This is a genomic window from Abyssisolibacter sp. ZYX002 (assembly GCF_056892235.1).
In genome coordinates this window covers 190,899-213,349 of record NZ_JARMXH010000005.1, presented here as the reverse complement: position 1 = coordinate 213,349, position 22,451 = coordinate 190,899, and the positions used below count along the sequence as shown (strand labels likewise).

The window sequence follows — 22,451 nt, the reverse complement described above, 5'->3', positions numbered from 1 at the left end:
TAATATTGTGTTGACATGTATAGGGCTACACATTATAACCTTATTGATGAGGTGATAATATGAAAAATTATAAAAATGGATTTTCAAACAAAATTGGACTTTTTGGACTAGCTGAAAAAACAAAAGTAAATCGTAATCTTATCTGGTTTGGGGTTCTTTCATTTATGATTATCACGGCTGGAGGTATGCCAGCTAATATAATTGGAGAAGCTTTATTTCCAGAGAAAACACAGCCTTACTGGAATCTATTTATCAACTTATCATTTGGTTTCGGTTTCATATCACTGTTAATATTTACAATAGTGAAATATAGGGAAAAAAGGACTATCAGGGATTTAGGGTTTCAAAAGGAAGGTGCATTTAAGCACTATATTATTGGATTTATAATAGGATTAATTATGCTTGGATTGACTACGCTTATAATTGTATTATTGGGAGGATTAAAATTTGTTCCCAAAGCACAAAATGTAGGTACGCAGATGTTGCCGACTATTATGTTTATTTTAATAGGCTGGATTATACAGGGAGGAACAGAAGAAGTAATTTATAGAGGATGGATGCTTCCTCTTTTAGGAGAGAAATATAATGTACCTATTGCCCTAATATTTAGCTCGATAATATTTGCAGCAGTTCACTTAGGGAATAATTCAATTAGTATAATGCCAGTAATTAACCTTGTTTCATTCGGACTATTTGCTTCACTTTATGTGGTTTATAAAAAAAGCTTATGGGGCATATGTGGTTTGCATGGTGCATGGAACTGGATGCAAGGCAATATTGTAGGTGTTCAGGTAAGTGGAAACGTTGCACCAGGTGGCTCATTAATCAAGCTTCAAGCTCAAGGGAATCATATAATTTCTGGAGGCTCATTTGGAATTGAAGGTTCAGTTGTATGTTCAATAGTATTAATACTATCGTCATTATATTTGGTAATAAGGATTATAAATATGAGAGAATATGAAGTCTAAAATAACGATTTATTAAATATAAATCGACCACTAACATAAAGGTAATAATAAGTGGTCGATTTTGTTTTGTATTTAATACTTTTACTGTTAATCTATTTTTTATTCACATGAATCATATAAAAAATTAAGCATAATACTGTGCTTGTGCATTCCACAGCTCATGATATTTCCCTTTATCATTAGCTAATAGTGTATCATGATTACCACGCTGAATAAGTTTACCTTCATGGAATACAGCGATATCATCACAGAATCTACACGAAGATAATCTGTGAGAGATATAAATAGCTGTTCTATTAGATACTACTTCATTGAATTTAGAGTATATTTCAAACTCTGCAACAGGATCAAGAGCAGAAGTTGGCTCATCTAATACTATAAAAGGTGCATCTTTGTATAATGCTCTAGCAAGGGCTATTTTCTGTGCTTCTCCGCCAGAAATTTCAACACCATCTTCTTCAAAGTCTTTGTAAAGGAATGTATTACATCCTTTTTTCATTTTACTATAACGCTTTGTAAAGCCGACTTTGGCTAGAGTTTCTTCAACCTTAACTATATCATAATCAACTGTACTTCCTACGTTTTGACCAAGAGGAAACGAAAAAAGCTTAAAATCTTGAAATACAACAGAGAACAAAGAATAATACTCCTTAAAGTCATACTTGCGTATATCCACACCGTTTAACTTTATTATTCCTTCTGTAGGGTCATAAAGCCTACAAAGCAGTTTTATAAAAGTTGTTTTACCACTACCATTCATGCCTACCACAGCCAAACGCTTACCAATTTTTAGTTTGGCAGAAACATTTTTTAGTGCATAATCCTCAGAGCTAGGATATTTAAAGCTGACATTACAGAACTCTATCTCATAATCATTGTCCCCATTGTCGCAAGCGTAACGTTTTTCAACAGGTAATGTACCTTGATATAGCACATTTTTGATATCTAAAAAATCAAAACATGCTATCAGTCCTTCATTGTTAGCACGAAGTGATGCAAATTCATTCATAAATGTAGTAAAACTATCAATAAACTCATTAATACTTCCAACATATTTTACTATTGAACCAACACCGTATAATCCAGCTAAAGCTTTTAGGCTTACGAAAAGATATACAAGAGTAGTTATTATAATAGTTGAAATTATTGTTATAGATGAGTATTTAATTTCATTTTTACCGATTTTACTCGTTATTAGCCTTGCATTATTATTTATATCATTTTGCTTGCTAAGTATTAAATTTTTCTGGTTATATATCCTTGTATCTTTTCCAGCGTGATAAGAAGCAATAAAATTTGTAAAATAGTAAAAGTATATTCTATTAAGAGGGACGAAGCCATTTAAAATAGCAAAGTAGTTCTTTTTAGATGTAGAATTTGAATACATAGTAAGGATTACATTAATTACAATACATGAAATTAACAAGATAGAGCATAGCTTTGATGTAGCAAAATTCAGTATATTTGACGAATCGTTATTTCCATTAAGAGTAAACAGTGAAAATGTTAAGGATATTGAAAAAATAATCTTAAAAAAGTTTTTAGTAATTAATGAAGCTGAACTAAATAAATTCCATATGCCTGTTCCATTAAGGTTGCGTAGCTCTTTTATTTTTTGAAGCTTTTGATGTGTTTGAGGGTTTTCAACATTAGCGTAGTCTATATCTGCAATTTTTTGGCTTAAAATCATATCAAATTTATGGTTGAATTCCTCGTAAAATAGATTAATGTTTTTATCTAATATCTTGATTGATATTACTGCTATAAAATTAAATGTAATTGCTAGCATAGCATAAGTTATTAGAGTGTTAAAATCATACTTTGCTATAATACCATCAATGATTAAGGCAGACATATATATAGTAATAAAAGGAGAAATAGCTTCAAAAACTGAACGAATTACTACTAAAGATAACATCCATGGTCTAATTTGACGAATTTTCATAAATCCTTTATATATCAATCTAACATCCGATTTTAACTGTTTCATTACAGCAACCCTCCTTATAGTAATGGCTTTGCAATTCAAACATATTGGCGTATTTTCCACCAAGCTTGATCAAATCATCATGAGTTCCTTCCTCTATTATTTCGCCATTTTCAAGAAAGAATATTCTATCGCAAAATCGTGTACTTGATAATCTATGAGAAATAAAAATTGATGTAGTATCTTTTGTAAGTGAGTTATATTTAAGGTACATTTCATTTTCAGCTATAGGGTCTAATGCAGAAGTTGGTTCATCAAGAATGACGATTTTACCATTTTTATATAAAGCTCTAGCTAATGCTAGTTTTTGCATTTCTCCACCAGATAAATCAACAGCGTCATCATGAACACTTTTTAGAAGAATCGTTTTTTCTTTACTAGGTAACTTTTGAACTAAGGATTCTAATCCAGAAGACTTTATTACGCTTTTTAGTTGTAATTTATCAATGTGTTTTTCGGTACTTAAAGCAATGTTTTCTTCTATAGATACTGGCATAACCATAATATCTTGAAAAACTACAGAAAGAAGTTTGTAATAATCATCTCTATTATATTTCATTAATTCATGTTCATCTATTTTTATAGTACCTTTTGTTTGACGGTACAGACCACTAAGTAATTTGACCAATGTAGTTTTTCCAGCACCGTTAAGCCCTACAATCGCTATTTTTTCCCCAGATTTAATATTGAAGTCTAAATTTTTTAAGGTGTCGTTTTCACAATTTGGATACTTAAAAGAAACATTATTAAAAATAATGTTAGGAGCTTTTTTTGGTACCGTAGGGCCCTTTCCTTTATTAAAGCTATCTGGTATATCAAGAAACTCTCTTAAATCACAAATACTTAAACTTGTAAGCTGTAGAGTGTTATAAGAATTGATTAGACCGAGTAACCAGTCTGAATACTTAGATATTAATGCAAAGTAAAACACAAACTCAGATGCAGACATATTGTTTTTTGTTACTTGGTATATCAAAAATACATATGCTACACCGTCCTTTAAAAACATCATAATAGCACATATAAAATTAATAAAAAATTTAAAAGTTTCTTTTTTATTTGTCCAACTTAGTCTGTCTAAAAGAAATATAGAGAACATTTTTTTAAACCAGCTGGATATATCGTAAAGTCTCATATCTTTAGCAACTTCAAAATCGCCTAATTTATTTATTATATACTCTAGTTTCCTATCTACAAGTACCCAATTTTCTTTGTTTTGGTGTATCCATTGATTATTTTTTGTATTAATATAATAGTTTATAGTTGTCATTACAAAAAGTATAAAAATTATAAATGGACTTATATGCAGTATTAGATAGGTATATGTAGCCAAGCCAATTAGATTGGCTAATATGTCTACGAGTTGTTTAAAAAACTTCTCTGTACTTGAATTATTATTTAGAAAAGCGTTTGTTGCTTTTTTTAATTTGATTTGAGCACTTGGGCTTTCAATATTATAATAATCCATATCAAGTACTTTGTCAGAACATAATGTAATATAATTGAACCTATTAAAAACTGCTCGCCATCTCATAGAAGTACTAAGATAATTATTTAATATCCTAACAAATAAGATTATACAAGAAATATACAATATGTATTTAATCAGTGTGCTAGATGTTGTGCCTATAGTTACAAGTTCTACAATATATTTTGTTAGATATGTTGGTAATAATGGTAAAGCAATAAGCATTGGTATTTGTAAAACAGTTACCAAAATCAAGGTTTTATCAATTTTCCATGCTATTTTAAAAAGAAATATTATATTACTTAGTGTTGAGTATAAAGGTTTGTCTTTTTTTTTCAATGTCATCATCCTCCTAGAAGCAATAATAGCAAATACTTAAGAGTAAATATGAAATTTTTCACGAACGGGCAATATATAAACACGAATGGTGCTATAATGGCAGGAGAACTTCAGTTACAAAAACACTCTCTTCACTTTGACGGTTAATATATCCATCGTATTTATTTATGATATTGTCTATTCTCATTAATCCAAAACCGTGATTGTTACTTCTTTTAGTAGAAATATATTTACCTGATATTTTTTTCGGGTTACCACTAGTAGAATTAGACACATAGATATATAATTGTTTTTTTAATACACCTATATAAATTTTTATATATGGAAAGCGATCTGGATTGTCATTACAATATAAAGCACAACATGCTTCCATAGCATTATCTAGCAGATTGCCAATTATAACTGAGAGGTCTATTTCAGATATGTGTATGTCTTTTGGCACAACAGCTTTGGCATTGACATCAATTTTTTTTGATATAGCTAGTGATATTTTACTATTTAAGATAGCATCTATCATAACATTTCCAGTCTTGATAATAGTATCAACATTAGCAAGATCAGCATCAAGCTTACCTAGGTATTGCTTGAGTTCAGGTATTTGTCCCATTTCTATATGGGCTTTCATGGTTTGGATATGATTATGATAATCATGTCTCCAACCTCTCATTTGCTTGTACATATTTTGGACCTCATCTACGTGCTTGCTTATGAGGTCATTCTGGAATTCTACTATACGTTTTTCAAGTAATTTACTAATAAATAGATTAATAAGGCCCATTTTGCTCTCCTTTATAGTAGTTTATAAATGTCTGATTTACAGTACCATATTGACGTCTTGATAAAGGTACTTTAGTATCATTATCTAGAATAATATCGGTTTTAGTTATTTTTTTTATGTGTTTTAAGCCTACAAAATATGAACGATGACATTTGATAAAATCATCATTTAGTAGAATAATCATTTCCTTCATAGATTTTTTTACGGTATAATTTTCATTTGTAGTAGTTATGATAACAGAATGAGACATAGCTTCTATACACATTATGGAGTTAACCATTAAACGAATAGTTTCTCCATCAACATTGACAATAATTGATTTATTTGACTTGCTAATATTTTTTACAGCTTTGTCTAATACACAAAAAAGAGAACACTCTCTTATGGGCTTCATTAAATAATGTAGTGCTGAAACATCATATCCTTGAGCAATAAAATCAGGTAGACCAGTCGTAAATACAATTTGTATGCTTTCATTTTCAATTCGTATATGTTTAGCAAGTTCTATGCCATCCATTTCTTTTAAATCTATATCAAGAAGTAGAATATCAAAGCTTTTATCTTCTGCATAATGAAACAAAAAGCTTTCAGCACTTTCAAAGCTTTTTATAGTAGCTTTTTTGTCGGTATCCCATCTATTAATAAGTAACTTTAAATATTCTCTTTCGGCTTTTTCATCTTCGCATATTGCTATTCTAATTGACATAAAAATTACCCCTTTTTTTAATGATAAATATGCATTAACATTATAACACAATAGTAGGTTAGACAGATAGTCTTATATATTATGAATAAAAATAAAAAACAATAAGAAATAATATGGTAATAAATCGCAATATGATGTATAATTATTTAAATTAACTAAAATAAATACAAAAGGTGATTGTGTGATAATAAAAAACAGTAGAGACAAAGTTGTATATTTAATTAAAAAAGCATCAGAAACAAAAGAAATGTATGATGAGTTGGTTAAGCCAATAAAGGATTATGATGATATAAATAATACAGAAATTTTTAAGACTATAAAAGCTTTTGTAGAAACTGATGGAAGCTATAAAAAAACAGCAAAGAGCCTTTTTCAGCATGAAAACACTATAAGATATAGAGTTTCCAAAGCAAAGAAATTATTAGGTATGAAAAATAGTAATATAGAGTTTATTACATATATTAGCATAGTGGTGAAGATAGATGATATTTATACGAAGATTTACTGATATCTATTCCAGATTATAAAAAAAGTTGATACGATAAAACTCGAAATCAACTATAATATATTTATCATTTTATCTTTTTAACTTCAACATGAAAAAATGGCGTTGGTTCACTAACAGTTTCAACTAATCTCTTAACGATTTTTTTAGTATTAGGTTCGTCTATTATCCATGCTTCCCAATCTGAATATACATAGTAATTTTTAGACTTTATATACCAATTTACTTCGTACACACCATTTTTATTGAAAGTAAGCCCTGTGGATTGCCCTTGTCTTATAATGATTGTTTCTGATGGAGAGTATTCAGACAGATGCGCCATAACAGATGCAATAAAATTGTATCCACCTTGTTCACTAGATTCACTTAATAGAGTGTATTTTCTAGCACTTGTTTTTTTATTGTTTGCTCAAATATGTGAGTATATGGATTGTCGTCAGTAAACTTAATAAATGTTCTAAAAAAATGCTTGTAGTAATAATCGTAGCCTATATATTCATTTCTTATAGTATCAGGAACTTCTTGTCCATAAGTTATAAATGAATCTATAGGTTTTACTATATCATTACTAATTGAACTTTTAACAAGATTAGAATTTTCAACTATTGTCCATTTATTAAAAAAGTTAACCCATTAGAAAAAATAGAATTATTGCAAACAGAACTATAATCTTTCTTTTCATTGTAAAAATTCCTTTCATAAATACCTAGATAGGTAAAATTATAACTGTGGAATATATATTTTTGACTACTGAATATTTTTTATCTTTAAGTATAATACTCCATAACCTATTAAGTATAGTGCTACACAAATAACGGATAGTAACAAAGGTACGTAAATTATTTCGCTAAAGAATTTTTTATAAACTGCTATAAGCATATAAAAAGACAATAGCAAAATAGATTGTAATATTTTCATGCGAGAATCTAAAGATATTAGCTTTTTTATACTAGATAAAGATAAATCATTATTGAATATTTTTCTTTTATAGCACTCGTCATCTATATTTTTCAATGATACCATCCCACTTACCATCAGGTATAAGCATGTAAACAAGAAAACGATACTTAAAATAACAAACATATATTTATACTCCTTTACCGTTGGATTATTTTTCTGAATTCATCAAAATCAAAGCTATCGTCTAGATAATAATAGTCACCATCTATAGAAATAAATTCTGGTGAAAGTAATTTCACTTCCATATATGAAGTATCGTTTTTAAAATCAATATACCAACAATTACCATCATATGGATAAGCAGTTTTTAATAGTTTATTTACTTTTACACATCTTCTATCAAACAGATAATTGTATAGAGTATTTATTGTAGATGTATCATCAATATTTAAGGTTTTTTTTGTATGGAATTCGTATATAGTCAGTCTATTAAAATTATTTTCAGGAATTTTTTTGATAACATGCCAATGATAAGTATATTTAAAGGTAATATAAACTATTGAAATTAATAAAATTACAACAAAAAAATGTTTCAGTAATGTCTTTTTTTTCATAGCTCCCTCCTAGCATATAATTTATACATCATTATATCATATTTTTTTACAATTAAAAAAACCCCTATAAAACGGACTGAGGATGTTTACTCAATTATTTCTCCAGATGATAAATAAAAACTTCTCTGTATAGTATTATTTTTTTATCACTACTATAAGATTATCTTTTCCATCAATCATTTATATAGCCTTTCATTACAAACAGTTACACATAATCCATATCTGTTACATTTATCTTCATTTATATTAATTATTTTTCTTTTCATATAATTACCTCCTTGTATTGTTAATCTATGTACATTATAATAGTATAAAACAACTAAGTCCGTAACGCATGTTACGTAAAAACAAAAGGTGAAAATAGTGGAAGAATTAATAATAGCTATAAAAGATAATAGGTTTATCAACAAAAGAGTTAGCAGAGTTATTGGGTGTGCCAAGACCTTCACTTTCAAGAGAAATAATCAATATGAAAATGGATGGGTTAATAAAGTTTAATAAAAATAAGATTGAAATAAAGGACTTAGATGGCTTTTTTTAGAGTATTATCATAATAAAATGGAAATAATATCTAGATAGTTTTGTAAATATAAGAATTACTGTTATAATAAGATAGGAGAAGTTTAAATAAATAGAAATACGAAAGAGAATGTTACTGCTTAATATATAAATGGAGTTGATTATAATGAAATTATGTTCTATTTGCAAAAAGAATATAGCTGTGATATTTACAACTAAAGTTGAAAATGGAAAAAGTGAAATGCAGGGATTATGCATGGAATGTGCAAAAAAAATGGGACTACCAGTACTTGATCAAATGTTTCAGCAAACTGGAATGTCTCCAGAAGATATAGAAAATATAACACAGCAAATGAATGGGATGTTTAACGAAGAAGATATGGATATGGATGAGGCAACTGAAGGGAATTCATTAGGAGAATTATTTGGTAACATATTCAACAAAAAAGATACATCCAAAGAAAACATAAACAATGTTAAAGAAGATAAAAAAGAAAAGAAGAAAGAAAAAAAGAGAAAAAATCTCAATAAATATGGTAGTAATCTTACAAAGCTTGCTAGCCAAGGGAAAGTAGATAAAATAATAGGAAGAAATAAAGAAATAAATAGAGTTGTTCAGATACTAAACAGGCGTACCAAGAACAACCCAGTATTAATTGGAGAACCAGGTGTTGGTAAAACAGCGATAGCAGAAGGATTGGCAGTTAGAATATTTGAAAAAGAAGTACCAGAAAAACTGCAAAACTCAGAAGTTTATCTCTTAGATATGACTGCTGTGGTTGCAGGTACTCAATTCAGAGGCCAGTTTGAAGGCAGAATGAAAGCAATAATAAATGAAGCAAAAGAAAGTGGTAATATAATATTAGTTATAGATGAAGTTCACAACATAATGGGAGCTGGAGAGGTTCACGGTGGAGTTATGAATGCTGCAAACATATTGAAGCCAGCTTTAGCAAGAGGAGAAGTTCAGATATTAGGGGCAACGACATTTGAAGAATACAGAAAACATATAGAAAAAGATGCGGCTCTTGAGAGAAGATTCCAACCTGTACCTGTAGATGAACCAACAGTAGATGAAACTATAGAGATACTAAAAGGTATAAAGCACTACTATGAAGATTATCACAAGGTTACAATATCAGACGAAGTAATAAATATGGCAGCTAAGTTATCTGATAGATATATAACTGATAGATATTTGCCAGACAAGGCAATAGATCTAATTGATGAAGCAGGATCTAAAGCAAATTTATCTAATAAGAATCTCAATAAATTAAGAAAACTAAAAGGGAAGCTTGAAAAACTACAAGCAGAAAAAGAAATAGCAGCTACAGAGGGAGACTTTGAAAAATCAGCATTAATTAAAGTTGAAGAATTTAAGGTAAGCGATGAAATTAGTTTATTGAAAAACAATAATGAGTATATACCATTAAAGGAAGAAGATATAGCTTATGTAATAGAGTCTTGGACTAATATACCTGTACAAAAAATAACAAAAGAAGAAGCAAAAAAATTATTAGAGTTAGAAGAAAAATTGCACAAAAGGGTAATAGGGCAAGAGGGTGCTATAAGTAGCTTAGCTAGAACAATCAGAAGGACTAGATCTGGGTTTAAGAAGAAAAAGAAGCCAGCTTCATTTATATTTGTTGGGCCAACAGGAGTTGGTAAAACAGAGTTAGTGAGGTCGTTAGCAAGCGAGCTATTTGGAAGCGAAGAAGCACTTATTAGAATAGATATGTCTGAATACATGGAAAAACATACTGTATCAAAGTTAATAGGATCGCCTCCAGGTTATGTAGGTTATGATGAAGGAGGGCAATTGACAGAGAAGGTTAGAAGAAAGCCTTATTCGGTAATATTGATGGATGAAATAGAAAAAGCACATCCAGATGTGTTTAATATGCTATTGCAGATATTAGAAGACGGCAGGCTTACAGATAGTCAAGGCAGAACAGTGTATTTTGATAATACAGTTATAGTAATGACATCAAATGTAGGAACAAGTCTCAAATCAGCTTCTATAGGCTTCGAAAATGATAGCTATAATGTGCTAGAAGCAAAGATTCGTCAGATGCTTAAAAATACGTTTAAGCCAGAGTTTTTAAATAGAGTTGACGAGATAATAGTGTTTAATCACCTTACAAAAGAAGAGTTACAGCAGATAATACAGCTTATGATAAATGAAGTAAAGGAAGAAGCATTAGAGAAAGAAATAACAATTAATGTTACAGATACGCTCAAATCATTTATACTTGAAAAAGGATACGATAAGAAATATGGAGCTAGACCATTAAGGAGAACCATACAAAAATATATTGAAGATGAACTAGCAGAAGAATTCTTAAAAGGAAACATTAAGCCAAAAAGTAGTTTGTTAATAGATATCGTTGATGACAATGTAGTGATAGAAAGTAAATAATAGAGATCTGAATAGATACTTAAATAGCTGTTTCAAAATGAGACAAAGTACAAGCTTTGAAATTTACACTCGAGGTTACAAGATGTATGCAGTGTAATATTTTAATAACGAGTAATTTATCATTATGAGACAGCTTTTTTATAATCATACATCAAAAAGGAGATGACAAATAATTGAAAACATTAATCAAACTAATAAAAGTAGGAATTATATTTGGTTTAATAGTAGCATTAGCAGTAGGACTAATCAACATAAGAATGATAACACTAGCTGGTAAATATAAACACACAGTGGATGAAGTACCGAAAGCCGATGTAGCATTAGTGCTTGGAGCACTTGTATATAATAGCGGTAGGCCATCAGACATACTAGCAGATAGATTGGATGTTGGGATAGAGTTATACAAAAAAGGGAAAGTAAAAAAATTATTGTTAAGTGGTGATCATGGTAGAAAAAACTATAATGAAGTTGAGAGTATGAAACAATACATGCTAAAAGCAGGAGTAAAAGAACAGGATATATTTATGGATCACGCAGGTTTTAGTACCTACGAAAGCGTATATAGAGCAAAAGAAGTATTTGAGGTAGAAAATATGATAGTAGTAACACAGAAATTTCATTTATCTAGAGCGGTATATACTGCAAGAAAGCTGGGTATAAAAGCCTTTGGAATACCTGCGGATAAAAATATATATCGTAAAATGATTATATTTCAAATAAGGGAAGCGCTAGCTAGATGTAAAGATTTTGTACTTGTGAATATTTTAGATAAAAAACCAACGTATTTGGGAGAAAAAATAAACATAATGGGAGATGGCACAGTCACACAAGACTAGTAGCTTAGCAGGAGGATAACCAATGGTTTATATTAATAGGTTAGACAAAAATTTTTATAACCGAATGGCAAAGTTAGCTATTCCTATAGCGTTACAATCATTAATATTTTCATTACTAAATATGGTGGATATATTGATGATAGGGAAATTAGGAGAGACAAATATAGCTGCTGTATCCGTAGCAAATCAGATTTCATTTATATTTATGCTTATAATGTTTGGGATAAACAGTGGGTCATCAATATTTACGGCTCAATTTTGGGGTAAAAGAGATATTATAAATATACGAAAAATATTAGGGATATCGTTAATACTAGGAGTAGGAGTTGGTATTTTATTTGCAATAGGAGGAGTTTTTTTTCCAAAGCAATTGTTAAGATTGTTTACACCTGATGATAAAATCATAAATATCGGAGAACGATATTTAGTAATAGTAGTATTAAGTTATGGTGTTTCTGCAGTATCATTTGCATTTACATCCGCATCTAGAAGTATAAATCAAACCAAACTTCCAATGGTAACAAGCAGTATATCACTAGCATGTAATACGCTGCTTAATTACGTGCTCATATTTGGACATCTAGGGTTTGACGCTCTTGGAGTAAGAGGAGCAGCATATGCTACATTGATATCCAGGTTAATAGAGATGGCTCTCATAATAACAATAATATACATGAATGATGGTGTGTTAGCAGCAAAGATAAAAGAGATGTTTAATTTATCAAAAGAGTTTATCAAGACATATTTTAAAACATCTGGTAGTGTTATACTCAATGAGTTATTTTGGGTGTTAGGAGTGAGCGTGTATACAGCTATATATGGAAGAATGGGGGAACAAGCGCTTACAGCAGTACAAATATCCAATAATGTAAGAAATATTTTTATGGTACTTAATACAGGTCTATCTAGTGCATGCGCTATAATGATAGGTAACAAAATAGGTGAAAAGCAATATGAACAAGCAAATGAATATGCTAATAAATTTACAAGAGCTTCGCTTGCGCTTAGTGTGGTGCTTGGCTTGGGAATAGTGATCATAGCAAAACCTGCATTGTTATTATTTGATATTTCAGATGAAGTAAAAATGCTTACCTTTAGAACACTTATAGCACAAGCGATTTTCCTGCCAGCTACATTGTATTCAGCATTACTAATAGTTGGTATATTTAGAAGTGGTGGAGATACCAAATTTTCGTTATATCTAGAGATGTTAGGAGTTTGGTTTATAGGAGTACCACTAGCGGCGATAGGTGCATTAGTGTTAAAACTACCAATTTATTTAGTAGTTGCACTTGTTAAAATAGAAGAAGTAGTCAAAATCATGGTGGGCTTAGTTAGAGTAAAATCTAAGAAGTGGATTAAAAACGTAGTAGATGACGTTAAGTGATAATTTATAAAATAATAGGAGAGAATTATGAGAGATACTTTAAAAATAATGATAGTTGATGATGATAAGAATATAACTGAATTAATATCACTCTATTTGGAAAAGGAAGGCTACAGCACTAAAACATACAATAATAGTAAAGTGGCATTAGATGAATTTAATCATTACCTTCCAGATATGATTATACTTGACATAATGATGCCTGATATAGATGGTTATGACTTTTGTACTCAAATAAGAAAGCAAAGCTCGATACCCATTATCATGCTGACTGCTAAAGGAGAAACACTAGACAAAGTTTTAGGTTTAAGACTTGGCGCTGATGATTATATAGTAAAACCTTTCGAGCCACAAGAGTTAATAGCACGTATAAAGGCTGTGTTTAGAAGATTTAATCAAGAAACTTTAGACAAAGGATTGATATTTAGGGATTTGATAATAAATCCAACGGACTATTCAGTAGTATATAAGAACGAAAAACTAGAGCTTCCACATAAAGAATTTGAACTACTGCTGTTTATAGCATCAAATGCTAATAGAGTATTTACGAGAGATCAAATATTAGATAAAGTTTGGGGTTATGATTTCATAGGAGGAAGTAGAACAGTAGATGTTCATATTAAAAGATTAAGAGAAAAATTGAAGGATAATGATAGTTGGCGTATAAAAACTGTTTGGAGTGTTGGTTATAAATTTGAGGTGAGCTAAAGTGAAGTTATTTAAATCCCTATTTGGAAAGATGTTAATAATATATGTGTCTATTATAATAGTCAGTTTTATAATATTAGGATTTATAGTATCAAATGCGCTTGAAAGCTATTTCACAGATCAAAAAGAACAAAAGCTAATCGAGCAATGTGAAAAAATTCAAAGACAGGTTACATTGATACAACAGACCGGTAGACCTGATTTTGACAAACTAAAATTTGAAATAGACGCATTAGAGACTTATTTGAATTCTCGTATATGGATAATGGATAGGACAGGAATTATATATGTCAATTCAAGCAAGGAAAATATAGAGCTATATAGACAGGTAATGAAAGAAGAAATAGATGATGTGTTCAACGGATATATTATAAAAAGACACGGAGAGTTTAATAAACAGCTAAACGAAACAGTTTTAACTATAGGTTATCCTATAGTGTCCAACAAATCAGTGATTATGGCTTTATTTATGCACGCTTCAATGCCAGAAGTTAATAAAACAATATCGGATATTTACAATATAACAGTCATAGTATTGGGATTTGCGTTGATTATTGGTATAGTATCTTTTTTTATAGTATCAAGAACGCTAAAAAGGAAAATATATAAATTAAGTGATGCCTCAAAGAGGTTTGCAAAAGGAAACTTTACAGATATCGAGGTACATGGCACAGATGAGCTAGATCAACTAGCAGAAAGTTTTAACCAAATGTCAAAAGAATTGAAGAAAGTAGACAAAATGAGAAAGGATTTTATATCAAATCTATCTCACGATTTAAGATCACCGCTTACATCTATTAAAGGTTATGCACGTGCATTAATAGATGGTACTGTAGATAGAGATAATCAAAATAAATACTTAAATATTATATTGGAAGAAAGTGATCGCTTATCTAAAATGACAAACGATATTCTTGATTTATCAAAGATTGAAAGTGGTAACTATGAACTAGATCTTAGTAATTTTAGCATAAATGAAATGATATTAAACCAAATAGAAAAGTTTGAAGTTTTGCTTAAAGAAAAAGAAGTGTATGTAAAAATAAATCTATGCGAAGATAAAGACATAGTATTTGCGGATAGAGATAAAATAAACAGAGTAGTATATAACCTAATAGATAACGCTGTAAAATTTGTAGATGTAAATGGTAGATTAACAATTACTACAACAAAAATAGGAGAATTTATAAGCATATCTATTTATAATTCTGGTGAAATAATACCAAAAGAAGAACTAGATTATATATGGGAGCGGTTTGTAAAGTTAGATAAATCGAGAGGTAAGAATAAAAAAGGATCAGGGCTGGGTTTAGCTATAGTAAAGAGTATTTTAGATAGTCACAATGCTGAAATAGTTGCTTTGAGTGATAAAACAGGTACTCAGTTCAAATTCAAACTAAAAAAATCATAATTAATATTTTGTTCATAATTCCTTAACATATGTGTATTATTATATATTTATAGCATGATACAAAAAGAAAAAGAGGTGAATGAGTTATGGATAATGAAAGAGAAAAAAATGAACAACTACAACAAGAGTTAGATCAAAGTACAAAAGATAATGCAGAGCAGGAAACTAACCATGACTACGAAACGCAATCAGAAACGGAGAATCAAACTCTTAGTGACAATATAGACGAAGACATAAATGATGTTAATGGAGAATCAGTAGAGTATGATGAAGCTACATTAAATAAAAATGTAGAACAAGCTAACGAAGAAGGTACAAAGAATAAAAAGAAAAGCGTAAAAACTAGGAATCTGAAAAAGGTACTTGCACTAGGGTTGGTATTTGCTATGGTAGGTGGTTTATTCACAGGAGTAGGTTACAATATATCATCATATTATTTTATGCCAAAGATAGATAAAAACTATGATGTAAGTAGAAGATTAGAAAGTAAAGGGAATGAGCAACCAAAAGTAATAGAAACTAGTGGAAGTTCAAGTAATTCTGACGTAGCTAAAATTGCTGAAATAGTTGGACCTTCGGTTGTAGCTATAACTAGCAAAGTCCGTGTGACAGACTTCTTTCAACAGACTAGCGTCCAAGAAGGAGCAGGTTCAGGGATAATATTCGATATAAACAATGCTGGAATTTTCATTGTAACAAACAACCATGTTATAAAAAATGCACAAGAGGTAACAGTACTATTATCCGGGAAGAAAAGTGTACCAGCTAAAGTTGTAGGTAGTGATTTAGATACAGATTTGGCAGTAATAAAAGTAGACAGAAAAGATGTACCTATAGATGTAATAGATAAGCTAGCAGTTGCAAGACTTGGAGACTCAAATGCACTTAAAATAGGAGAAAGAGCAGTAGCAATAGGAAATCCACTAGGTTATGGCAATACAATAACAGCAGGGTTCATTAGTGGTTTAAATAGAGATGTAGGAATGAGAGACAGCGGACTTAAGCTTATACAGACAGATGCAGCAATTAACCCAGGAAATAGTGGTGGAGCATTAGTTAACTCAAAAGGTGAAGTAATCGGTATAAACACAATCAAGATTGCAGACACAAAAGTAGAAGGTATAGGATTTGCAATACCTATATCATATGCAAAACCAATCATAAAACAGTTAGTGGAAAAAGGAGTAATAAGCAGACCATTTTTAGGTATAACAGGTAGAGATATAGATGAGGAATTAGCTTCAGTATATGAACTTCCAATTGGAGTATATGTAAACGCAATATCTAAAAATTCACCAGCACAAAAGGCAGGGTTGCAACCTAAAGATATAATAATAAGTGTTGATAACAAAAAAATATTCAGCATGAATCAATTAGTAGATGTAATCAAAGGCTATAAAATAGGAGACAAAATTAAGATTACAGTAGTAAGAAATGGCAAAGAGAAACAAGTACTACAAGTTGTATTAGGAGACAAAAGCAAAATAGCTAATAATTAATTATAAAAAAAGCAAGTCATTTGAAATTTCCCCCTTTTAAAATGACTTGCTTTTATATTTTAAAGTGATTTGTTAATTTTGTTACTTAATAATAGGTAATTTTTTTAAGATTACATTTTTAGATGTAAAGGACGGTTTATATGACTATATTTTTTTAACCATAGTGTGATCATCATAACCCTTTGGACAATTACTAATAATCATCTTCACTTTATAGCCTCTCTTTTCATAGAAGCCTTTCGCTTGAAAAGTACATGTACCTAAATAGAAATGATTATAACCTTTCTCTTTAGCTTCATCTTCAATCAGATCCATTAGTTTTGTAGCAATATCATTACCCCTATAGGCTTCATCTACCCATAGAATAGATACATACAAGTAATCCTGAATCAGATAACCATATACACCACCAACAAGTTTCTCTTGATTAAATGCGACATATTCGATGTCTATTTTTGCTTCATCAATCTTAAGTACTTCATTATATGCCTTTACTTGTTCATCCACAATTTTGGAGTAAACTTCATGTTTTTTATTTGTAATTTCAAGTTTATATTTATGGTTTACTGGTATATCAGTCATCTTTTTGTTGACTAGTATGTGTGACTCATATCCAATTGGTTTGTCTTCTAAAATACCAAGTACTTCAAAGCCTGCCGCCTTAAAATCTTCAATACGATTGTTAATATATGATTCAAAAATTATACCTTCTGATTTTTCTTTAAAAAGTCTATAAAGTTCATTCATTATCGTTATCAAGATTTCATGATTTTGATAGAATAGTGCTTCAATGTATACCCAATTCCATTCAAGTTCTGTATGACAGCCTCCTACCAATTTATCATTATCAATAACATAAACGTTAACGGTCATAGAAGGTGCATCACCTGCAAACGTTTTATTGTAGGCAACCAGCCCTTTAAGTACATCTGGTTTATATTCTAATTGATCATCCCTTTTATAGTTAATATTCATAACTGTCTTTCCCCCTTAATAAATTCATTTTAGCTGAATACTACATTTGAATATGTTTTTAAAAAAGATTCTCCCACAAAAACATAGTATTAATTAAATACCTCCCCATTATAATAATGAATTACCTGAAAGTAGAAAGCTCTTAAGAAAAAATGTATAAAAAATTTACTTAAGTGAATTAATTGACGATTTTGACAATTTGATAGAAACTAAAAACTTCTTTTACTAGAACTATTTAAACGCTATATTGATTTTAATCCGTTTATTCTCACTGAATATATTATAAATACAATAGCTTTACTGGTAATCCTAGGTTTATTGTTTTTTTCTAATAAGAATCTGCAGTTTAGTTTGGCAACTATCTAAATGGCTTCTTTACTTTAATTTTTTTTTCGTATTTGTAATAACTATAGCTACGGAGGCTTATAGGAATAATAGCACATATGATTAGGAAAATCGATAACAGTGAATTTACATTATGATATTTAAAATAAAATATAGCAAACATTGTTGTCCATATAACTGCATATAAAGTACTCCCTTTTGTATTATAAGGTCCACTTAAAATAGAGCTGCTCAATTTTTTGATTTCTCTAATATAACATTCATTGTGATAACACTTTAAGCCAAAAAAACTAAGAGCTACTACTAAGTCATAGTTATACTCTATTATTTCATCACATATCTCACATCTTAGATTTTGCTTCATAAAACACCTCCATTGTCATTAATTATATCATAAACGACTATTTCCTAGAAAAAAATATTATAAAATTCAGATTGTTTTTATATAATACAAATGATACAATATATCAATATGACAAAAGTATAATTAAATATAGCAGAGGTGGAAGTATGGTAGGAACAATAGTAAATATGGTTGCAATAATCATAGGAGGATCGTTAGGCGTATTACTAAAAAAAGGTATTAAGAAAAGATATAGTGAGACAATCATATATGGAATGGCACTAAGTGTAATAGTAATGGGCATGATGAGTGCAATAAAAGCAAAAAGTATGTTAGTGGTTATAATCAGTATAGTACTGGGAAGCATTATAGGAGAATTTTTAAATATAGAACAAAAACTTGATAATCTAGGAAAAACATTAGAAAGTAAATTCAAAAGTGATAAAGGCAATTTTTCCAAAGGATTTGTTACAGCATCATTGATATATTGTGTTGGAGCAATGGGCATAATGGGAGCATTAGAAGATGGTCTTACTGGAAATCACCAAATCCTTTTTACTAAAGCAATATTAGATGGAATATCATCAATTATCTTTGCTTCAACATTAGGTATAGGAGTGGCTTTTTCAGCAGTACCAGTTTTAATATATCAAGGATCAATATCTTTAGTTGCATCTTTTTTAAAACCTTATTTAACAGATGTATTAATCACAGATATGTCAGCAGTTGGAGGGATATTAATAATTGCAATAGGAATCAATGTATTAGAAATAAAAAGGATAAGAATAGGAAATATGCTACCAGCAATTGTTCTTCCAGTATTGTACTATATATTTTTAGGGTAAAGGAGTGGTCATATGAAAAAAACAAATGCAGCTCGTATACTAGATAGAAATAAAGTATCATATGATATTAGTACATATGAGGTAGATGAGAATGATTTAGGAGCTGTTAATGTAGCGTCAAAAATCAATGCAGATATTAAAAAGGTTTTTAAAACTTTAGTGGTAAGAGGAAACAATGGAATAGTTGTAGCTTCTATTCCAGGAGACAGTGATCTCAACCTAAAAGCATTAGCAAGTGCTAGTGGCAATAAAAAGGTAAACCTTGTACCACTTAAAGAAATTAACAGTCTAACAGGATACATACGAGGGGGAGTTTCACCAATAGGAATGAAAAAACAATATTCATTTTTTTTAGATGCAAGTGCAAAAAACTATGATAAGATATATATAAGTGCAGGATTAAGAGGAATGCAGTTCTTTATAAATCCTGATGATTTATTATTGGTTACAAAAGGAACATTATGCAAATTGACTGATTAGGGGGGTATATATTTGAACAATAAGTCAAAGGGGATATATGCCGATATTGCATTGCTTTTTGTTGCTATGTGTTGGGGAGCAGGTTTTGTAGTCTTAAAAGATGCTCTTGATACTATATCTCCTTTAAATATCATGGCTATAAGATTTACGCTAGCCTTTATAATTATGGCTATAATATTTAAAAGCAAGTTTAGAGAAATAAAGATGAGTGACTTAAAAGCAGGGATAGTAATAGGAGTTTTTTTATTTTTAGGATTTGCTGTTCAAACAATAGGGCTTAAATATACAGATCCGGGCAAGCAAGCTTTTTTGACAGGTACAAACGTTGTTATGGTTCCATTTTTAGTATGGATAGTATATAAAAAGATGCCAGACAAATATTCGTTGATAGGAGCATTCTTGACACTCGTAGGGATAGTTATGCTTACTCTTAAGAGTGATTTAGGAACGTTAGATATTAACTTTGGCGATAAGTTAACGCTTTTGTGTGCAGTTATGTACGCATGTCATATAGTATCAGTCGGGTTTTTCACAAAAAAACATGATCCTATACTGCTAGCAACACTGCAGATAGGAGTAGCATCACTATTGTTTATAATAAGTACATTGATATTTGAGGAAGTGTCTTTTAATTTTGGTTTTAATGTAACATGGAGAATAGGATATTTAGTTATATTTCCAACAGTTGCGGCATTTATAATACAGAACGTTGCACAAAAAAACACCACAGCTACTAGAACAGGAATAATATTATCATTAGAAGCAGTTTTTGGAGCATTATTTGCAGTTGTCATAAATAAAGAGGAATTTACTTCAAAGATGATAATTGGATGTTTGTTAATATTTTGCGCTGTAATTATAACAGAAACAAAACTCAGCTTCATATTTCACAAAAATAAATAAGGAGGGAATAAAAATGATAAAAAATATCTCTTACAACGATTATTCAGATCAGATGCTAGGGCAATTGGTGAAAGGTGCGTTTATGACTACTAAATATGGTGATATAATTAATACTATGACTATTGGATGGGGTACAATTGGATTTATGTGGAGAAAACCTATTTATACAGTAGCAGTGAGACTTTCTAGATATACATATGACTTAATAGAAAAAAGCAAGGAGTTCACAGTAAGTGTACCACTCAAGAGTAACATGAAAAGAGAGCTTTTAATATGCGGTACCAAGTCAGGAAGAGATGTAGATAAATTACAGGAGTGTAATTTATCGGCTCAAAAAGGTCAATATTTAGAAACACCAATAATAGGAGAATGTGATTTACACTATGAATGTAAAGTTGTACATCAACAGATATTAGAGCCTGCACTCCTTGAAAAGGATATTATTGAGACTAACTATAAAAACAATGATATACACGTTATGTATTATGGTGAGATAGTAGCTAGTTATATTAATGAATAAATAAAGCAAACAATCAAGGGAGATAAGGTTGAATGTTAATAGAAATAGTTTTTTTGGAGTCTTACTCTGTGCAAAAAAACGTAAATGTGAGCAATTGTAGATAAATTTTACAATTGCTTTTTATAGTATTAATTTATATGAATATATGATAATCTTATAAAGAAATGGGAGAAATACTATGATAAAAATATCAGCTGTAACAATGAACTCAAAATACAATGACATAGATTACAATATAAATCAAATAGAAGAATATGCGCTAATAGCAAAAGATGCTGATTCAAGTATTGTATGCTTTCCTGAACTTAGTATAAGTGGGTATAGTATATATAACCCCAAAGAAGTAGCTCAAACATTAGACTGTGAAGCTATAGCTAGAGTTAGTAATATTGCAGTAAAGAACAATATTACTGTACTGGCAGGGTTAATAGAGAGAGAAAATAATCATATATACATAACTCATGTAGTCCTTTTTCCCGATGGCAAAATAGAAAAATACCGAAAGACACATTTAGGAAGGCACGAAAAAAAGCATATTACAGAAGGTAATGAATTGAATGTATTTAGTATAGATATAGACGGTAAAAGATTGAGTTTTGGTATAGCATTATGCTATGATAACCATTTTCCTGAAGCAATAACATCAATGGTGCTCAAAGGAGCTCATATAGTATTTTGTCCTCATGCGTCTCTTATGGATGCTAAGAGGAGAATAAAGACATGGCAAAAATATATGTGTGCAAGAGCTTACGATAATAGGATTTATGTAGTAGCGATGAATGCTTTTGGTTATAGCAATGATAAATACTTTGGAGGAGGATTAGCAATATGGAGTCCTTATGGAGATATGGTAAAATATTTTGATAAAGAATGTGAGCAGATTAATCATTTTGACATAGATTTTGAAGAAATAGAAAGAATAAGAATACAAAATAAAAGTATGAGAAATCAATTTTTTTTAAAAGATAGACGAGCAGAAATATATAGATAGGTGAT

Annotated in this window: 22 protein-coding genes and 1 pseudogene; 14 read left to right on the top strand and 9 right to left on the bottom strand. The window is 29.9% G+C overall.

Features of this window, described 5'->3' with window-relative positions; all coding sequences use genetic code 11:
• Positions 1 to 59 precede the first annotated feature (59 nt).
• Positions 60 to 968: a CPBP family intramembrane glutamic endopeptidase gene (locus P3X86_RS15455; protein ID WP_483293615.1), complete on the top strand. Its 909-nt coding sequence runs from the start codon at positions 60 to 62 to the stop codon at positions 966 to 968.
• A 124-nt stretch (positions 969 to 1,092) separates the two neighbouring features.
• Here the strand turns inward: P3X86_RS15455 and P3X86_RS15450 are convergent, their stop codons facing one another.
• The 4 genes from P3X86_RS15450 to P3X86_RS15435 form a co-directional block, all read right to left on the bottom strand.
• Positions 1,093 to 2,958, bottom strand: a complete 1,866-nt coding sequence (locus P3X86_RS15450; RefSeq protein WP_483293614.1) for an ABC transporter ATP-binding protein — start codon at positions 2,956 to 2,958, stop codon at positions 1,093 to 1,095.
• Entirely contained in the window at positions 2,933 to 4,762 is a 1,830-nt protein-coding gene (locus P3X86_RS15445; RefSeq protein WP_483293613.1) for an ABC transporter ATP-binding protein, read from the bottom strand. The genes P3X86_RS15450 and P3X86_RS15445 overlap by 26 nt, the downstream gene beginning before the upstream one ends.
• 91 nt (positions 4,763 to 4,853) lie before the next feature.
• Positions 4,854 to 5,540: a sensor histidine kinase gene (locus tag P3X86_RS15440; protein ID WP_483293612.1), complete on the bottom strand. Its 687-nt coding sequence runs from the start codon at positions 5,538 to 5,540 to the stop codon at positions 4,854 to 4,856.
• Complete coding sequence (locus P3X86_RS15435; RefSeq protein WP_483293611.1) at positions 5,527 to 6,246, bottom strand: LytR/AlgR family response regulator transcription factor; 720 nt, start codon at positions 6,244 to 6,246, stop codon at positions 5,527 to 5,529. Before P3X86_RS15435 ends, P3X86_RS15440 begins: the two co-directional genes overlap by 14 nt.
• A 181-nt stretch (positions 6,247 to 6,427) precedes the next feature.
• Here P3X86_RS15435 and P3X86_RS15430 point away from each other — a divergent pair, with 181 nt between their 5' ends.
• Positions 6,428 to 6,754, top strand: coding sequence for a helix-turn-helix domain-containing protein (locus P3X86_RS15430; RefSeq protein ID WP_483293610.1), 327 nt, complete (start codon positions 6,428 to 6,430; stop codon positions 6,752 to 6,754).
• Between the two features lie 64 nt (positions 6,755 to 6,818).
• Here P3X86_RS15430 and P3X86_RS15425 read toward each other — a convergent pair whose 3' ends face one another.
• The 3 genes from P3X86_RS15425 to P3X86_RS15415 all read right to left on the bottom strand — a co-directional run bounded on the left by P3X86_RS15425 (position 6,819) and on the right by P3X86_RS15415 (position 8,265).
• Entirely contained in the window at positions 6,819 to 7,073 is a 255-nt protein-coding gene (locus tag P3X86_RS15425) for a hypothetical protein (RefSeq protein ID WP_483293609.1), read from the bottom strand.
• 425 nt (positions 7,074 to 7,498) lie between these two features.
• Positions 7,499 to 7,834: a hypothetical protein gene (locus tag P3X86_RS15420; protein WP_483293608.1), complete on the bottom strand. Its 336-nt coding sequence runs from the start codon at positions 7,832 to 7,834 to the stop codon at positions 7,499 to 7,501.
• 14 nt (positions 7,835 to 7,848) lie between these two features.
• The gene (locus P3X86_RS15415) at positions 7,849 to 8,265 is read right to left on the bottom strand and encodes a hypothetical protein (RefSeq protein WP_483293607.1); all 417 of its coding nucleotides are present in this window, start codon (positions 8,263 to 8,265) and stop codon (positions 7,849 to 7,851) included.
• A gap of 403 nt (positions 8,266 to 8,668) precedes the next feature.
• On the opposite strand from P3X86_RS15415, the pseudogene P3X86_RS15410 reads away from it, so the two are divergent.
• The 7 genes and pseudogenes from P3X86_RS15410 to P3X86_RS15380 all read left to right on the top strand — a co-directional run.
• Positions 8,669 to 8,806: pseudogene (locus P3X86_RS15410) on the top strand (helix-turn-helix domain-containing protein); the annotation flags it as partial.
• 144 nt (positions 8,807 to 8,950) lie between these two features.
• Positions 8,951 to 11,203, top strand: a complete 2,253-nt coding sequence (locus P3X86_RS15405) for an ATP-dependent Clp protease ATP-binding subunit (protein ID WP_483293606.1) — start codon at positions 8,951 to 8,953, stop codon at positions 11,201 to 11,203.
• 173 nt (positions 11,204 to 11,376) lie between these two features.
• Complete coding sequence (locus tag P3X86_RS15400; protein WP_483293605.1) at positions 11,377 to 12,039, top strand: SanA/YdcF family protein; 663 nt, start codon at positions 11,377 to 11,379, stop codon at positions 12,037 to 12,039.
• A 22-nt stretch (positions 12,040 to 12,061) separates the two neighbouring features.
• Positions 12,062 to 13,426 carry an MATE family efflux transporter gene (locus P3X86_RS15395; protein ID WP_483293604.1) on the top strand — a complete coding sequence of 455 codons (1,365 nt, stop codon included), beginning with the start codon at positions 12,062 to 12,064 and terminating at the stop codon, positions 13,424 to 13,426.
• 27 nt (positions 13,427 to 13,453) lie between these two features.
• A complete protein-coding gene (locus tag P3X86_RS15390) occupies positions 13,454 to 14,134 on the top strand; it encodes a response regulator transcription factor (protein ID WP_483293603.1) in 681 nt (226 codons plus the stop codon).
• Position 14,135: 1 nt separating this feature from the next.
• Positions 14,136 to 15,545, top strand: a complete 1,410-nt coding sequence (locus P3X86_RS15385; protein WP_483293602.1) for a sensor histidine kinase — start codon at positions 14,136 to 14,138, stop codon at positions 15,543 to 15,545.
• Positions 15,546 to 15,631: 86 nt separating this feature from the next.
• On the top strand, positions 15,632 to 17,044 hold the full coding sequence (locus tag P3X86_RS15380) for a S1C family serine protease (RefSeq protein ID WP_483293601.1): 1,413 nt from the start codon (positions 15,632 to 15,634) through the stop codon (positions 17,042 to 17,044).
• Positions 17,045 to 17,188: 144 nt separating this feature from the next.
• Here P3X86_RS15380 and P3X86_RS15375 read toward each other — a convergent pair whose 3' ends face one another.
• Both P3X86_RS15375 and P3X86_RS15370 read right to left on the bottom strand, forming a co-directional pair.
• The gene (locus P3X86_RS15375; protein ID WP_483293600.1) at positions 17,189 to 18,019 is read right to left on the bottom strand and encodes a GNAT family N-acetyltransferase; all 831 of its coding nucleotides are present in this window, start codon (positions 18,017 to 18,019) and stop codon (positions 17,189 to 17,191) included.
• 358 nt (positions 18,020 to 18,377) lie between these two features.
• Positions 18,378 to 18,728 carry a hypothetical protein gene (locus P3X86_RS15370; protein WP_483293599.1) on the bottom strand — a complete coding sequence of 117 codons (351 nt, stop codon included), beginning with the start codon at positions 18,726 to 18,728 and terminating at the stop codon, positions 18,378 to 18,380.
• Between the two features lie 146 nt (positions 18,729 to 18,874).
• Between P3X86_RS15370 and P3X86_RS15365 the strand changes: the two genes are divergently transcribed.
• The 5 genes from P3X86_RS15365 (at position 18,875) to P3X86_RS15345 (ending at position 22,446) form a co-directional block, all read left to right on the top strand.
• A complete protein-coding gene (locus tag P3X86_RS15365) occupies positions 18,875 to 19,552 on the top strand; it encodes a DUF554 domain-containing protein (RefSeq protein ID WP_483293598.1) in 678 nt (225 codons plus the stop codon).
• A gap of 12 nt (positions 19,553 to 19,564) precedes the next feature.
• Positions 19,565 to 20,032, top strand: coding sequence for a Cys-tRNA(Pro) deacylase (ybaK, locus tag P3X86_RS15360; RefSeq protein WP_483293597.1), 468 nt, complete (start codon positions 19,565 to 19,567; stop codon positions 20,030 to 20,032).
• 12 nt (positions 20,033 to 20,044) lie between these two features.
• Positions 20,045 to 20,935: a DMT family transporter gene (locus P3X86_RS15355; RefSeq protein ID WP_483293596.1), complete on the top strand. Its 891-nt coding sequence runs from the start codon at positions 20,045 to 20,047 to the stop codon at positions 20,933 to 20,935.
• Between the two features lie 13 nt (positions 20,936 to 20,948).
• Positions 20,949 to 21,455, top strand: coding sequence for a flavin reductase family protein (locus P3X86_RS15350; protein ID WP_483293595.1), 507 nt, complete (start codon positions 20,949 to 20,951; stop codon positions 21,453 to 21,455).
• Between the two features lie 178 nt (positions 21,456 to 21,633).
• Positions 21,634 to 22,446 carry a nitrilase-related carbon-nitrogen hydrolase gene (locus tag P3X86_RS15345; RefSeq protein WP_483293594.1) on the top strand — a complete coding sequence of 271 codons (813 nt, stop codon included), beginning with the start codon at positions 21,634 to 21,636 and terminating at the stop codon, positions 22,444 to 22,446.
• The last annotated feature ends 5 nt before the right edge of the window (positions 22,447 to 22,451 follow it).